The organism is Anabaena sphaerica FACHB-251 (assembly GCF_014696825.1).
GTDB lineage: Bacteria > Cyanobacteriota > Cyanobacteriia > Cyanobacteriales > Nostocaceae > RDYJ01.
Genome location: NZ_JACJQU010000005.1, coordinates 39,525 through 52,922, shown reverse-complemented (window position 1 = coordinate 52,922; position 13,398 = coordinate 39,525). Strand labels below are relative to the sequence as shown.

Here is a 13,398-nt window from a genome sequence, read left to right as displayed (position 1 = left end):
TTATTTAGATTGATACTAGTGTCAGAATTCATGAATTCTTACATAGTAGTTTTTTATTTGGGATATGACCATGACTGATAATCATCAAGATAATCAAATTAATCAACCAGTAAGCAAAGATAGCTTTTCTAAAGAAGAAGCAAATGTTAAAGAAAGGAACTTAACCGCTAATCCTGGTGATAGAATTGCTGATGAACCGCAATCAATTGAAGAAAAATCCCAACAAGTTGCTGTAGATGTCCCTGATATTACAGGTGATCATATTACAGTTCCCACTTACTTTGTAGTGGAAACTCCTGATGGTGAGAAAAAAGCACTTCATCATGTCAAAGATGCGGAAGAGATTTCTGATGTTATTCGTCAAGCACGAGTGAATGAGAAAGGTGAACGCATTTGGTGGTAAAGCAGGGATGAATCTAAGAGATTTTTGACCAGTCTATTTCTAGCAAATTACCAAGTTATCTGTTTAGACTAAGAGTTGGGCGCGGAGAATTTACAGTACATTTCATGATTGTCATGATTGTCATGTACACCAGGACAGCAGCAACGCCAAATTTTCGATATAAATAGATATGTAATCTATTGTTTCTGTCACCTTGTCTCAACTGCAAGAAACCCATTTAAACCGCGCCCGTGCTAGTCTTAGACAAGCGATATCTTGGTATGGATATCTCCGCAAGTCAGGACAGCTATCATCTAAACCAGAATTAGCTCTTTTGGTAAAACCAGAAATAGAACTTTTAACCGCTACACTCAACAAGCTAGACTCTAATGTGGTGAGAATCGCGGCTTTTGGCTTGGTGAGTCGTGGTAAGTCTGCGGTTTTGAATTCCTTGTTAGGGGAAAAAATTCTCCAAACTGGACCCCTGAATGGTGTAACTCAATGGCCGCGATCACTACGTTGGAAGCCAGGGGGAAAAGTAATAGTAGAATTAATTGACACTCCCGGTTTAGATGAAATTGAGGGGGCATCACGGGCGCAAATGGCGCGAGATGTGGCGCATCAAGCTGATTTAATTTTGTTTGTGGTTTCTGGAGATATCACTAGAACCGAGTATCAAGCGTTGCTAGAGTTGCGTCAAGCTCAAAAACCTTTGATTTTGGTATTTAATAAAATCGATTTGTACCCAGATACAGATAGAACTGCAATTTACAAAAATTTACGACAATTGGGTGCAGGAAATCCCCAAGCTAAACCGTTGTTACCAGATGAAATTGTGATGGTTGCGGCTGAACCTGCACCAATGGAAGTAAGAATAGAATACCCGGATGGGAATGTGAGTTATGAGTGGGAAACACCACCACCGCAGGTTGAGGAACTGAAGCAAACTATTCTGAATATATTGAATAGAGAGGGGCGATCGCTCTTAGCTTTAAATGCACTGATTCAAGCGCGGGAAGCTGAAGAAATTATAGCTGAAAAAACCATAGATTTACGCCAAAAAGAAGCGGAAGATATTATTTGGCAATTTACAAAATATAAAGCTCTCGCTATGGGGTTAAATCCTATCGCTTTTTTAGATATTATTGGTGGTTTAATTACTGATTTAGCTTTAATTCGTTCCTTGGCTAGATTATACTCTTTACCGATGACTAGCTATGAAGCTACAAATTTATTAAAAACTATTTTATTTAGTTCTGGTGGTTTATTATTGGGGGAATTAGGCAGTAGTTTTGTATTAGGTTTAGGTAAAACTACAGCTGCTATAGCTAGTGGTGATAATCCTCTCAATATTACTACTTTTGCTGGGAGTGCGATCGCTCAAGCTGGTATTGCTGGTTATGGGTCTTATACTGTTGGTAAAGCTGCACAGATATATTTAGAAAAAGGCTGTACTTGGGGACAGTTAGGCGCTAGTACGGTTATTCAAGAGATTTTGTCCCAAGTTGATAAAAATACAATTTTATATCGGTTACAGGAAGAATTAGGGGGTAAATAAAGTTTATGCGGAGCCAGTGCGTTCGGTCACCAGACTTGTCCTTGGTTTTACTCCCCCATTTTCCTTAACCGAGCAGTGTTACCTTTTTAACAGGTGATTCCATAACACTAACTTTTAGTTTCCTGTAAATTTTCTATCTTCTGTTGACGTACTTGTTAATATCAATAGTCTGTGGTTTCCAAGTCAGACCCTGACAACGCGGACCATTTGGTGTCCAAGTGAGCTTATCTAAGCAAATTTGCCGTCCATCCTTACCCCAAGCATGATAGGCATATACTCGGTTTGAGTATCAGGTCCCAAAACGATTGAGTTGCGGCCAGGTCCTTTAACATAACCGGGAAGCGATCGCAACACCCGTGGGCCAGCTTCATTACCCGCATCAGAATAGGTCCCCATCACACTATCGGCAACTCCATAATCGACACCGTAATTTTCAGTTTCCCAGCACCCACCGCTATAAAAGCAATAGTAGCGTCCCTCATGTTTGCGGACACAGGGACCTTCCAAAGTATGCCAATCAAAAACTTGACCGTACATCATGCGGTTGTCTAGAAACCGCTGCCAATCACAACGCGATCGCAAAACAACTGTTTCCACACCAGTCAGCTTTGTCATATCTTGGAGTCGGTCTACAACCAGCGCCGTTCCCGCACGCATACCTCCCTCTGTATCTAGGAAATCACGAGCATAAAACAAATACCACTGTCCATCGTCATCGCGGAACGGATGCGGATCAATCGCAAAAGGGCAATTATTCAGGTCTGTCAGTGGTTCACCAACATCCTCATACGGACCTAGCAGCAGTAGTGGGATGAATCCCGTCCCAGAACAAAAATTTGTCAGGATGATCACAGTTATTCAGGCTATATAGGCAAGCATTAGTTACATTAGTAAAACCAAATTTGCTTGGGTTTTGCATCGATTCTTGGTAAAGGGAATGGACATCAAAATTAATGATTTGAGTATCAGAATTTAGCTTCTGTTTCAGTATATTAATTTCCTTAGCCAAGCCCAGGTTATGTGCGTTAGTGACAGAAGTTAGGGTAGTGGAATTTACAGTATTGCGTGTGGCTTGACAGAATCTCAAGCACGGGAAAAATTTGGTGAATCGGTGCAGTGTTACAGTGAGAAATTTAAACCACTTTTTTATAGCCTGAATGGGCAAGATGAAAAAAGTTTGATTAAATTAGTAATAGACGGTAAATCAGATCGCATTTTAGGCGTTCATATGCTGGGTTAATCGGCATCAGAAATTATTCAAAGTATTGCTGTAGCTATAAAATTAGGTGCTACTAAAAAGAACTTGAATAACAATATTGGTATTCATCCATCGAGTGCCGAAGAGATTTTTTCTTTATAAACCGTGTAGAGAAGTTGCATACAACGGCTCTACACTGTGGCCTAATTAACTCAAAACTATTGCAATTCCCCATAAGTATTCATACTTAATTGTGGCAGTATTTACATCTAAAAGTCAAATTAAATGAAAAAAGTAGAATTAAAATCATTTTTAGATACTTTGATCAAAATTGCTAGTTGGCAATAGGTATTACATTAATTATTGAGCAAGTTTAATATAATACATTATTTAGATCAAGGTACATCTGCAAATACCCATGTTTTCGATATACTCATTATAATTAGGTTTCAAAATGTTCTTACATATTTTCTTGTGACTGGACAAATATTGTGTTTATTTGTGTCATAATGTCACGAGCCAGGAGTCCATAAATAATATTTTCATGCCGCCGGCACTAACTGTGATGGAGGTGATTTCCGGCTGCTACTTAAAATTAGTCTAATGCGAGGAAATCACACTCCATTCATTGACGCTAAAAAGAATAAATCAGTCCAGAAATCACAGGATTTCTGCAAATAGACTAGTACAGCACACAAAAATAACTACACAGTTAGAAACTGACAAAAAGTAGATTATATAAGCATTACAGGCTTCTAACTCCTGCCTTGTGCTTTCTAGATTCTTACACTAGTACCGTAGGGTGAAAGTCAAAAGTCATGCATTCAAAATTCAAAACTAATACAGGTAATCTGTTGAGGAATTTGGAATAGCTGGTTTATTTACGCCGACCTGTACTAGTACATCACGGAGGACATCAAAATACCGTTAAAAACAGCGCAAAAGCCCGGAATATAATTCTTTTGACTTTTGGCTTCTGCGAAGCGGTTCTAGGTTGTTTTCAACCAAAAATAGAAAAAAAAAATTTGTTTTTTTGTAGTTAAGGAAGAGGTTTTATATGAAAGCGTTAGCTATCGAGAATTTTGAAGTTAAATTCACCTCTGAGAGTGATAATAAGCAGATTTTGAGTTTCCAAGATCCAGCATATCCACGTCCGCATCTGCGGCGATCGCACTGGCAAAGTCTGGACGGACAGTGGAAATTCGCTTATGACGATGAAGGTAATTGCTCCCAACCCAGCGACCTTAGCCAATGGACTCATCATATCGAAGTCCCCTTTGCTCCTGAATCTACCAAAAGTGGGATTGGTGATACAGGATTTCATGCCAACTGCTGGTATGAGCGAGAATTTGCAACACCAACAGGAGAAGGGCGATTTCTGCTGCATTTTGGTGCTGTAGATTATCGAGCGCGGGTTTGGGTAAACGACCAATATCTGGCTGAACATGAAGGCGGCCATACCCCATTTAGCATTGATATTACCCACGTTTTGAATGACAGTGGCACAACTAAAATCACAGTTTGGGCGCAAGATGATCCTCACGACTTGGCAAAACCCCGTGGTAAGCAAGATTGGCAGTTAGAACCCCACAGTATTTGGTATCCACGCACTACTGGTATTTGGCAGACTGTGTGGGTTGAGCGTGTAGGGACAACATATATAGATCACATCCGCTGGACTCCTGACTTTGAGCGGTGGGAAATCGGCTGTTGTGCGGCGCTGGCAGGGGATATACCTGTTTGTGGCATTCAAATGAAGGTGAAATTGAGCGTTGGCGGTAAGGTGTTAGCTAACGATACCTACGAAGTGTTCGACGGAGAAGTTAGCCGCCGCATTGCTTTAGCTGATCCTGGTATTGATGACTACCGGAATGAATTACTGTGGAGTCCAGAAAGACCAACTTTGATTGATGCGGAAATTCAGTTGGTATATAACAACCAAGTGCTAGATAAAGTAAAATCTTATACGGCATTGCGGACGGTGAGTATTCAGCGCGATCGCTTTATGCTCAATGGTCGTCCTTATTATTTACGACTGGTTTTAGACCAAGGTTACTGGCCTGATTCCCTCATGACCGCCCCCGATGATGATGCTTTGCGGCGTGATGTGGAACTAGCTAAAGCGATGGGTTTCAACGGAGTTCGCAAACATCAAAAAATCGAAGATCCCCGATTTTTATATTGGGCAGATGTTTTAGGCTTGTTAGTATGGGAAGAGATGCCCAGTGCCTATCGCTTTACCCATAAAGCCGTAGAACGTATGACCCATGAGTGGACTGAGGTAATCAACCGTGATATTAACCATCCGTGTATTGTCGCCTGGGTTCCCTTTAATGAATCCTGGGGCGTTCCCAACTTAGTTGAAACTGCTGCCCATAGAAACTACGTTTTGGCAATGTATTATTTGACCAAAACCCTTGATCCTTCCCGTCCGGTAATTGGTAATGATGGCTGGGAAAGTACAGATACAGACATTCTGGCTATTCATGACTACGACACTCAGCCCCAGCAATTGGTTCATCGCTATGGACCAGAAGTAAAATTATCAGATTTGTTTGAGCGTAAGCGTCCTGGTGGACGTATCCTCACCCTGGACAACTATCCGCACCAGGGGCAACCGGTCATGCTGACAGAGTTTGGTGGCATTGCTTATGCACCTGCTACCCAGCCTAAAGCAGATAAAGCTTGGGGATATGAGCGTTGCTGGAATATCTCCGAGCTAGAAATGAAGTACACTGCCCTCCTCGAAACTGTGAATAACATCGAGATGTTCAGTGGCTTCTGTTACACACAATTCACAGATACCTTCCAAGAAGCTAACGGTTTATTGTACGGCGATCGCACTCCCAAATTTCCCATTGCAGCGATCCGTGCTGCTACTCTTTCAGGACAAGGATTATGTACTCCCACAGCTTGTTAAAGCCGGATGGACGGCAGATGACTTTGTATAGTCGTTGCCCCATTTCTGATCAGATTACAGCCACTAGCCCCAGTGATGAGCCAGTGCGGGCAAATCCCCACCTGCGTTGGCATCCCCTCCGGGGTGAATGGGTGGCTTATGCCAGTCATCGTCAAGGACGGACTTTCTTACCACCCCCAGAATATAACCCCCTTGCTCCTAGCCGAAACCCTAATTTTCCCACGGAAATACCTGTTGGTAAGTATGATGTGGCAGTATTTGAGAACCGTTTTCCCTCGATGGTGACAACGGCAAAAAATCCGCCTGATTGCATTGTAGAAACAGCACCAGCCAATGGCGCGTGTGAGGTGGTGGTTTTTACTCAGGATGCCCGTGCTTCCTTGTCATCCTTGACACTGGATCACCTGGATTTAATTTTGCAAGTTTGGGGCGATCGCACGGAGGTTTTGGGCAAAAATCCCCAAATTCAATATGTGTTGCCATTTGAAAATAAAGGTGTGGAAGTAGGTGTGACTTTACACCACCCTCATGGGCAAATTTACGCTTATCCGTTTGTTCCACCTGTGCCAGCGCAGATGTTAGAACAGCAGCAGCGGTATTATCAGGAACATAAACGCGGGTTGTTAGCAGATTTGATTGAGAAAGAAATTGCTGACAAGCAACGAATAATTTATGAAGATGAAGATGCGATCGCATTCGTTCCCGTCTGTGCGCGTTACCCTTATGAAGTTTGGGTAGCACCAAAACAAGCAGTAGCCACTTTTTCAGACTTAAGCTTAGAACAACGTTGGGGACTTGCCAAAGCTTTAAAAACTGTCACTCTCAAATATGACGGCTTGTGGAATCGTCCTTTCCCTTATTTAATGGCTTGGTTTCAAGCACCAACGGATGGTTTACCTCATCCAGAAGCACATTTACACGCCCAGTTTTATCCACCATACCGCACGAGCGATCGCTTGAAGTATTTGGCAGGAACAGAACTTGCAGCGGGGATGTTTGCTAATGATGCTTTACCAGAGGAGAAAGCCAAGGAATTACAAGCAGTGAATGTAAATCTGCGAATGCCAGTTTCGGCATAAACAGACTGGATGTAGGGGTGTAAGGGTGTAGGGGTTCCTCGTTTCCTCGTTCCCAGTCTCTGACTGGGAATGCTCTCACAGAGGCTCTGACTCTGTTGTCACTTTAGATCAGATGGTAGGAAATTTTGATCAAATGTGAGTTGTTAGCATTAGTTATTAAAAAACTAACTAGCTGTTAACCCTGCTAAACCTTACTCTCTATAGCTTCCTGAACCGGGTTGCTTGCAGCCAACTTTCTCCCGTAGGTAATAGCAATAAACCCTGTGACATTCATAAACAAACTGTAAATTGCTGCTGGTACAGCCATATCAGGATTGTTGAGTAGTCCGGCTGTAATTGCTATAGCTAGTGTACCATTTTGAATACCCACCTCAATGGCAATGCAGATTTGCTGAGGAATATTTAGGTTAAATAGTTTGCTAACATAAAACCCCGCCAACATTGCGATAGTATTCAAAAGCACTACACCTACTCCCACTTGGACAATAAAGCCAGGGAGATTATTCCACTCACGAATAATGAGCAAGAGAATAATTATCGCCAGAAAAGCAACTGCTAGGCGGTTAGTCACTTTTTCCAACCGACGCGCAACTTCTGGAAATATCTGTCTTACCCCCATTCCCAACCCGATAGGCAAAAGCGTCATCAGAAAAACTTGTAGTATAGTTGCACCAATGGGTAGAGCGATCGCCGCAGTTTGCCCGATAAAGTGCTGGTATGCAAGGTTGCCGAACAATGGAATTGTAAATACTGTAATTACACTGCTAAAAGCCGTCAGCGTGACTGAGAGTGCAACATCACCTTTAGCGAGGAATGTAATGACATTGGAGGATACTCCACCTGGACACAGCGCCACTATCATTAATCCCATAGCAATGTTTGGCTGCATGGGTACAACTTTAGCAATGATAAAACCAATCACAGGTAAAAAAAACAACTGATTAATCAAGCCAATGGCAACCGCTTTGGGATACTTCTTTACACGCTGGAAATCTTCTGGTGCAAGAGATAACCCCATTCCCAGCATAATGATAGCCAAAGCTACAGGTAAAACAACCGCACTCAAAAAGCTTGCTTGCATAATCTTTGTATTAATTAAACACAAAGATGATATCAGACTGTCTATACAGGAGTTGCAACCGCTACAAAATTGCAGGCTTGAGGGAGCGATCGCTTGTAGTATTTGGCAGCAACAAAACTTGCGGCGCAGATGTTTGCCAAGGAAGCTTTAGGATGCTTACTATTAGCGAAGCGACGCGTTAGCACGGCTAAATTCATTGGAATCCCTTTGAAGCAAAAATCCCCCGGTTTCTTTCTAGCCGTGGGGAGTATCAACAGAGGATAAAGCGAAGGAATTGCAAGCTGTGAATGTCGATCTCCAAGTCTAACTAACGCAAGGTCAAGCCATCTCATCTGGTAGAGGTAGCAAGGAGAAGTGATACTTATGCTAAAGATAGGGATTTTTCCCTAGAGTTGGAAATATCCAGAAGCCAAATTATAAAGATGAAAGTAATTATGACTGAGCTAAACTTAGAGCCAGGAAAGATTTATGAATTTGCTGATATAGACAATTTTCGAGTATTCTTGCGGTTAAAATACCTAAATACAGTTTTTAACCCAGTCAATAAAGAAATACAACTACATTTTGAGAAGTTGGACTCTTCTGTTGATAAACACAAAGATATTTATTTGAGTCAAAGTGATATCTACCAACAGGTAGGCGGCATAAACGAAGCTAGTGAGTATCAGATTAGGTATGAGTATTAATTAATCTGCAAATGAATTTAAAACCGCAGATGGATGTAGACAAATTCGATAACTATCTTGTTCCCAGCCTCAGACTGGAAATACAATCACAGACGCTCTGCCTTTAGTGACAGCAAAGGCAGAGCCTTCTAGAATTCATTCCCATACAGAATGTAGAAGAAAGGGTGAAACCCAGATTAAAGATAGCTATTATGCGACACTGATCTTGAGAATTTGAAACTGGCTTTCGTTCCTAAAGAGACGATAGCTTTAGCGAATGGGATCGTTTTTATTTTCCAGTGTATTCAAAATGGTACACAGTCTAAAGCTCAAAAGTGGGAACTAAAATACGTCCGGTGTTACCTAGATGGTTGTATTCTTCAACGGCTTTTGTGGCAATATCTCTTCCTTCACCTGATGCAACTAAAGCCACGCAAGCTCCACCAAAACCTGCTCCTGTCAGCCTTGCACCAAATACTCCTGGCGTTCTCTGCAAAATTTCTACCAAAGTATCCAGCGCAGGAACGGAAACTTCGTAATCATCCCGTAAACTAGCATGGGATGCGTTCATCAACTCTCCAAACCGCTCAGGTGAGACTCCCTGTAAAGCTTCCAAGACGCGGTTATTTTCTGTAATTACATGACGAGCGCGATCGCATAACGGTTTAGGTAATATTTCGGTTTCCTTAGCATCAGTAATATCTCGCAGTGCTGTCACTCCCAACAAATGGGCAGCCTCTTCACACTCAGCCCGACGTTGGTTATAGCCACTACTAGCAAGGGTACGCGGCACACCGCTATCTATAACTACAATCTCGGCTTCAGATGGAAAAGGTACAAGCTGGCGTTCTAGGGTACGAGTATCTAAAAATAAAATATGTTTGCTATCCGCCAAACTAGCAGCCATTTGATCCATAATGCCGCATTGGACACCAGCATAGTGAATTTCTGCTTGTTGTGCGAGTTGGGCAATTTCCACATCATTGAGAGGGAGATCAAGAAGTTGACGTATTCCTCTCAGTGTTGCTACTTCTAAAGCCGCACTGCTAGATAAACCCGAACCTATAGGCACGGTTGATTTCACATACACCAATAAGGGTGGTATTGTGTATCCTGCTGTTTTCAAAACTTCAATACAACCAAAAATATAGCTGGAAAACCCCGATGGTGAATGGTGCGTATCTAATATAGTGACTCGCTCGTTTAAATTTTCTGAGTAAAAATGGTGTTCGCTATCTCTACTCATGCCCAGTAACACTGTTGTGCTTTGAGGAATGGCAGTTGGCAGCACAAAACCATCATTATAGTCGGTATGTTCACCCAGTAAATTTACCCTACCAGGCGCACTGGCTTCTGTTTCGGGTATTGTATTAAATATTTCTTCAAAATTCATAATCTTTTGTTTGTTTTTGTTTCGCGCAATCTCTCTTAGAGATCCCGCAGGGTAGACGCAAAGGAGCAAAGGAAGAACTAGATTTATTCAGGGTTTGCTATGAACACCGGAAAATTACTGGAATTCTCGGAGATGTCTATTTAACTAAAGGCATAGCCCGCAATCTCCCTTCTACCTCTACACTGGGAAAATTCGGGTCAAAAGTCAAATTCTCTAACTTCCCATCCTCAAGAATTACAAAAGTATCTTCCACTTTTGCCCCGGCTAAACTTGGGTTCCAAGCAACAGCCATCCCTGCTGCTAAAGTTTCAGTAGCAGTTGGAGTCGCAACAATTTCTCTATTTTCAGATAGGGTTTGCCTCATTAGTTCCAGCTTGGCTGAGACTTCTTCGTTCATAGGGGATAAACACAGATAGATACAGATAATTATCAAGTTTCTCTGTGTCTGTCTGCGTCTGTCTGGGGTTGTGAATTGAGGTTTCCTGGTAGCCTTTCAAGTAGAGATATTCCAGCGGAATGTCTCTACTTGTTTCAGAGGTTGTTTGAAAAGTATTAGATGAAACCAATAATCTTCAGCAACCTAACCCCCCTTCCCTACGAGGGAATGGAGGTTTCAAAGCCTCTCCCCGCGTCGGGGAGAGGTTTGGAGAGGGGTTTATTTATACATTCAAAACTTTTAAAACATCCTCTCAGAGTAAGAGTGAATCAAGGAATACAGATCTTTTTATGTGAAAGTAATAAAGTTAATGAGACTGCTACAAAACTCATTTTCAATAATGTTCTTATCATAACATTTTCACTTTATTCAACTCAAATTAACCATTACATCCAATGGAAAATAATCATAAATCTCGACAAAAAACCACCCTTGTCACAGGTTCAGCGCATGGAATTGGCTACCAATTAGCATATATTTTTGCTCGGCATAGTTACAATCTTGTTTTAGTAGATAAAGATGCAGAAACACTGGCGCTAATTGCTGAGGAATTTAGCAAAAAGTTTGGTATTTATGTTAAAACTTTAGTTAAGGATTTATCTATATCAACATCTCCAGAAGAAATATTTACCGAATTACAGCAAGCGGGAATTAAGATTGATGTATTAGTTAATAATGCTGGATTCGGTACTTATGGAGTATTTAGCGAAACTGACCTGACAACAGAACTAAAAATGTTACAGGTAAACATAGTTAGTCTCACGCACTTAACTAAATTATTCCTCAAGGATATGATCAGCCAAGGCTATGGAAAAATATTAAATGTTGCTTCAGTTGCGGCTTTTCAACCTGGTCCGTTAATGGCCGTTTATTTTGCAACTAAAGCTTATGTGTTATCATTTTCTGAAGCGATCGCTAATGAATTAGAAGGTACAGGAGTAACTGTAACTACCCTTTGTCCAGGACCAACAGCATCAGAATTTCAAAAAGCAGCAGCAATGGAAGAAGCCAAAATTGCCCATGTGAATAGAATGATGAAAACTGAAACAGTGGCTAAAATTGGCTATGATAGTTTAATGGCAAATAAAACTATTGCAATTCCTGGTTTGAGAAATAAAATATTAGCTAAATCCGTCAGATTTGCACCCAGAAACATAGTTACCAAAGTCGTGAGAAATATGCACGAACTGAGGAAATAATATCAGGAGTCAGGAGGAAGAATACTTGCTTGTTTCAGAAATATAGAGGAGCAGGTTTTTCAATAAATAATCAAACATTATTTAGATTTTCCTCTTGTAATAACCAAAAACCACTGAAAGTCATCCCCGAATCATCAGGTTGCACCAATAAAAAATGCAAACCTTTACTTAATTGTTTGCGCTGTTCATAGACCTTAGCTGCTGCTGTAACTTCTGCATCTTCAAAAGTTGCCAAAATCCATCTATCCACCAAACCAGCTTCTAAAATCAAACCATTAGGCGCACCTGTGATATAATTTAAACTGACAGGATTGGCTTCTTGTAACCATCTTGCTAAACGCAGAGATTGTCTACCCCCATAAATTATTACACCGGGAACGGGAACAGTTGACGCTAAACCCAGATTAATTGGTAGCAGAAATTCTGGTATTTGCAAAACAGGAATCGGACGTTCTGCAAACTCATCCACAATATCACCTGCGGGAATATTTGCAAAGCGCCATTCTTCACCCCAGAGATTTTCTGGTAAAGGTGTTGGAGGTGGTTTATCAATGACTGTAGGATATTGCTTTTCTTCCAACCATTGTTTTAACGCCAAAGTGTGACGGGTAGCTTCAACATTAATACCTAAGTTATTTCCCGCAGCGGTAATTAAACTCAAAGACTGAGGACGAAAAACCTGAATGACATCAGGTAACTTTTCCTTAGCTGCTAATTTAAACTGTTCTGTCAGCCAATTTGAATTTGCTTGTGACTGGGGACAGGTAGCGACATACTCAAAGCTGCGAATTGCATCACAAATCAACAACTCCCATAATACCTGTCCGGTTGCATCCTTTTGAGGACTGCGATAAAAATCAACTTGCCAAATTAGACTCATTATTAATATTGATGTTTTTTTTGGGTCAATTTAATTTTTACCATAAAACTGGGTAAATTAAGTAATTATAAATCACGTATTTTCATGAATCACAGATCAATTTGGCGATTTTGTCTATTCCTGTAAGTATTAAGTCATGAAATTAAAAACAATACTTAAGACAGATAAATAAATCCACAATAACTAGATTATAGATAGATAAATTTGCACGTCTTAACTGACTAAAATGATGTTTAAATTAATTGGAGTTTACTCATGAGTACAAAAAGTAACAAACAACAAAAAAAATCTGAACAGCAACAAAGTACACCAGCAGCTTCTGGTGGTTATCAAACTCCCCTTGATTCAGATATTCGCAAAACTGGTGATGCAGAACAAAGTGGTGCTAAAGAAACTGCTAAACCAGAAGCACCTGGTGAGGATAATGTAGCGGGTAGTCCTAATCAGGGTAATCCATCTCGTTAAGGTAATCATTTAATTATTGTGTCCCCATCTCTAGCGTTAAGCAGGTGGGGATGCCGTTGTTTGGATTAAATTTAGCATTTATTAAATTGAATTGTGCTTACTATTTTGAATTTAGTTTTTTTCGTTCAGCTAGTCTTTATTT

13 protein-coding genes and 1 pseudogene are annotated in these 13,398 nt (G+C 40.9%); 8 read left to right on the top strand and 6 right to left on the bottom strand.

The genetic code is table 11. The annotated features are described in order from the left end of the window. The first annotated feature begins 70 nt into the window (after window positions 1–70). Window positions 71–403 carry a hypothetical protein gene (locus tag H6G06_RS10980; protein WP_190559976.1) on the top strand — a complete coding sequence of 111 codons (333 nt, stop codon included), beginning with the start codon at window positions 71–73 and terminating at the stop codon, window positions 401–403. A 193-nt stretch (window positions 404–596) separates the two neighbouring features. Beyond that, the gene (locus H6G06_RS10975; RefSeq protein ID WP_190559973.1) at window positions 597–1,940 is read left to right on the top strand and encodes a GTP-binding protein; all 1,344 of its coding nucleotides are present in this window, start codon (window positions 597–599) and stop codon (window positions 1,938–1,940) included. A 228-nt stretch (window positions 1,941–2,168) separates the two neighbouring features. Here H6G06_RS10975 and H6G06_RS10970 read toward each other — a convergent pair whose 3' ends face one another. Then, window positions 2,169–2,792: a family 43 glycosylhydrolase gene (locus tag H6G06_RS10970; protein ID WP_338422933.1), complete on the bottom strand. Its 624-nt coding sequence runs from the start codon at window positions 2,790–2,792 to the stop codon at window positions 2,169–2,171. A gap of 259 nt (window positions 2,793–3,051) precedes the next feature. On the opposite strand from H6G06_RS10970, the pseudogene H6G06_RS10965 reads away from it, so the two are divergent. The 3 genes and pseudogenes from H6G06_RS10965 to galT all read left to right on the top strand — a co-directional run bounded on the left by H6G06_RS10965 (window position 3,052) and on the right by galT (window position 7,137). Next, a pseudogene (locus tag H6G06_RS10965) lies at window positions 3,052–3,300 on the top strand (hypothetical protein). Between the two features lie 895 nt (window positions 3,301–4,195). After that, entirely contained in the window at window positions 4,196–6,058 is a 1,863-nt protein-coding gene (locus H6G06_RS10960) for a glycoside hydrolase family 2 protein (protein ID WP_190559971.1), read from the top strand. After that, window positions 6,037–7,137: a galactose-1-phosphate uridylyltransferase gene (galT, locus tag H6G06_RS10955; protein WP_190559969.1), complete on the top strand. Its 1,101-nt coding sequence runs from the start codon at window positions 6,037–6,039 to the stop codon at window positions 7,135–7,137. The genes H6G06_RS10960 and galT overlap by 22 nt, the downstream gene beginning before the upstream one ends. 184 nt (window positions 7,138–7,321) lie before the next feature. Here the strand turns inward: galT and H6G06_RS10950 are convergent, their stop codons facing one another. Continuing rightward, window positions 7,322–8,218, bottom strand: a complete 897-nt coding sequence (locus tag H6G06_RS10950; protein ID WP_190559967.1) for a bile acid:sodium symporter family protein — start codon at window positions 8,216–8,218, stop codon at window positions 7,322–7,324. Window positions 8,219–8,259: 41 nt separating this feature from the next. Further along, window positions 8,260–8,415, bottom strand: coding sequence for a hypothetical protein (locus tag H6G06_RS10945; protein ID WP_190559966.1), 156 nt, complete (start codon window positions 8,413–8,415; stop codon window positions 8,260–8,262). Window positions 8,416–8,652: 237 nt separating this feature from the next. Here H6G06_RS10945 and H6G06_RS10940 point away from each other — a divergent pair, with 237 nt between their 5' ends. After that, window positions 8,653–8,904, top strand: a complete 252-nt coding sequence (locus H6G06_RS10940; protein WP_190559964.1) for a hypothetical protein — start codon at window positions 8,653–8,655, stop codon at window positions 8,902–8,904. Between the two features lie 301 nt (window positions 8,905–9,205). Here H6G06_RS10940 and galK read toward each other — a convergent pair whose 3' ends face one another. Further along, on the bottom strand, window positions 9,206–10,276 hold the full coding sequence (galK, locus tag H6G06_RS10935; protein WP_190559962.1) for a galactokinase: 1,071 nt from the start codon (window positions 10,274–10,276) through the stop codon (window positions 9,206–9,208). A 136-nt stretch (window positions 10,277–10,412) separates the two neighbouring features. Then, on the bottom strand, window positions 10,413–10,673 hold the full coding sequence (locus tag H6G06_RS10930) for a hypothetical protein (RefSeq protein WP_242039661.1): 261 nt from the start codon (window positions 10,671–10,673) through the stop codon (window positions 10,413–10,415). Window positions 10,674–11,107: 434 nt separating this feature from the next. On the opposite strand from H6G06_RS10930, the gene H6G06_RS10925 reads away from it, so the two are divergent. Further along, window positions 11,108–11,911: an SDR family NAD(P)-dependent oxidoreductase gene (locus tag H6G06_RS10925; RefSeq protein ID WP_190559960.1), complete on the top strand. Its 804-nt coding sequence runs from the start codon at window positions 11,108–11,110 to the stop codon at window positions 11,909–11,911. Between the two features lie 70 nt (window positions 11,912–11,981). Here the strand turns inward: H6G06_RS10925 and H6G06_RS10920 are convergent, their stop codons facing one another. After that, on the bottom strand, window positions 11,982–12,791 hold the full coding sequence (locus H6G06_RS10920; RefSeq protein WP_190559958.1) for a Tab2/Atab2 family RNA-binding protein: 810 nt from the start codon (window positions 12,789–12,791) through the stop codon (window positions 11,982–11,984). Window positions 12,792–13,046: 255 nt separating this feature from the next. On the opposite strand from H6G06_RS10920, the gene H6G06_RS10915 reads away from it, so the two are divergent. After that, window positions 13,047–13,256, top strand: a complete 210-nt coding sequence (locus tag H6G06_RS10915; RefSeq protein WP_190559956.1) for a hypothetical protein — start codon at window positions 13,047–13,049, stop codon at window positions 13,254–13,256. Window positions 13,257–13,398 lie beyond the last annotated feature (142 nt).

Bases quoted from the DNA above. Each gene is read 5' to 3' on its own strand.
- H6G06_RS10980 (WP_190559976.1), top strand. From the start codon at position 71: ATGACTGATAATCATCAAGATAATCAAATTAATCAACCAGTAAGCAAA.
- H6G06_RS10960 (WP_190559971.1), top strand. From the start codon at position 4,196: ATGAAAGCGTTAGCTATCGAGAATTTTGAAGTTAAATTCACCTCTGAG.
- galT (WP_190559969.1), top strand. From the start codon at position 6,037: ATGTACTCCCACAGCTTGTTAAAGCCGGATGGACGGCAGATGACTTTG.
- H6G06_RS10950 (WP_190559967.1), bottom strand. From the start codon at position 8,218: ATGCAAGCAAGCTTTTTGAGTGCGGTTGTTTTACCTGTAGCTTTGGCT.
- H6G06_RS10945 (WP_190559966.1), bottom strand. From the start codon at position 8,415: ATGAATTTAGCCGTGCTAACGCGTCGCTTCGCTAATAGTAAGCATCCT.
- H6G06_RS10940 (WP_190559964.1), top strand. From the start codon at position 8,653: ATGACTGAGCTAAACTTAGAGCCAGGAAAGATTTATGAATTTGCTGAT.
- galK (WP_190559962.1), bottom strand. From the start codon at position 10,276: ATGAATTTTGAAGAAATATTTAATACAATACCCGAAACAGAAGCCAGT.
- H6G06_RS10930 (WP_242039661.1), bottom strand. From the start codon at position 10,673: ATGAACGAAGAAGTCTCAGCCAAGCTGGAACTAATGAGGCAAACCCTA.
- H6G06_RS10925 (WP_190559960.1), top strand. From the start codon at position 11,108: ATGGAAAATAATCATAAATCTCGACAAAAAACCACCCTTGTCACAGGT.
- H6G06_RS10920 (WP_190559958.1), bottom strand. From the start codon at position 12,791: ATGAGTCTAATTTGGCAAGTTGATTTTTATCGCAGTCCTCAAAAGGAT.
- H6G06_RS10915 (WP_190559956.1), top strand. From the start codon at position 13,047: ATGAGTACAAAAAGTAACAAACAACAAAAAAAATCTGAACAGCAACAA.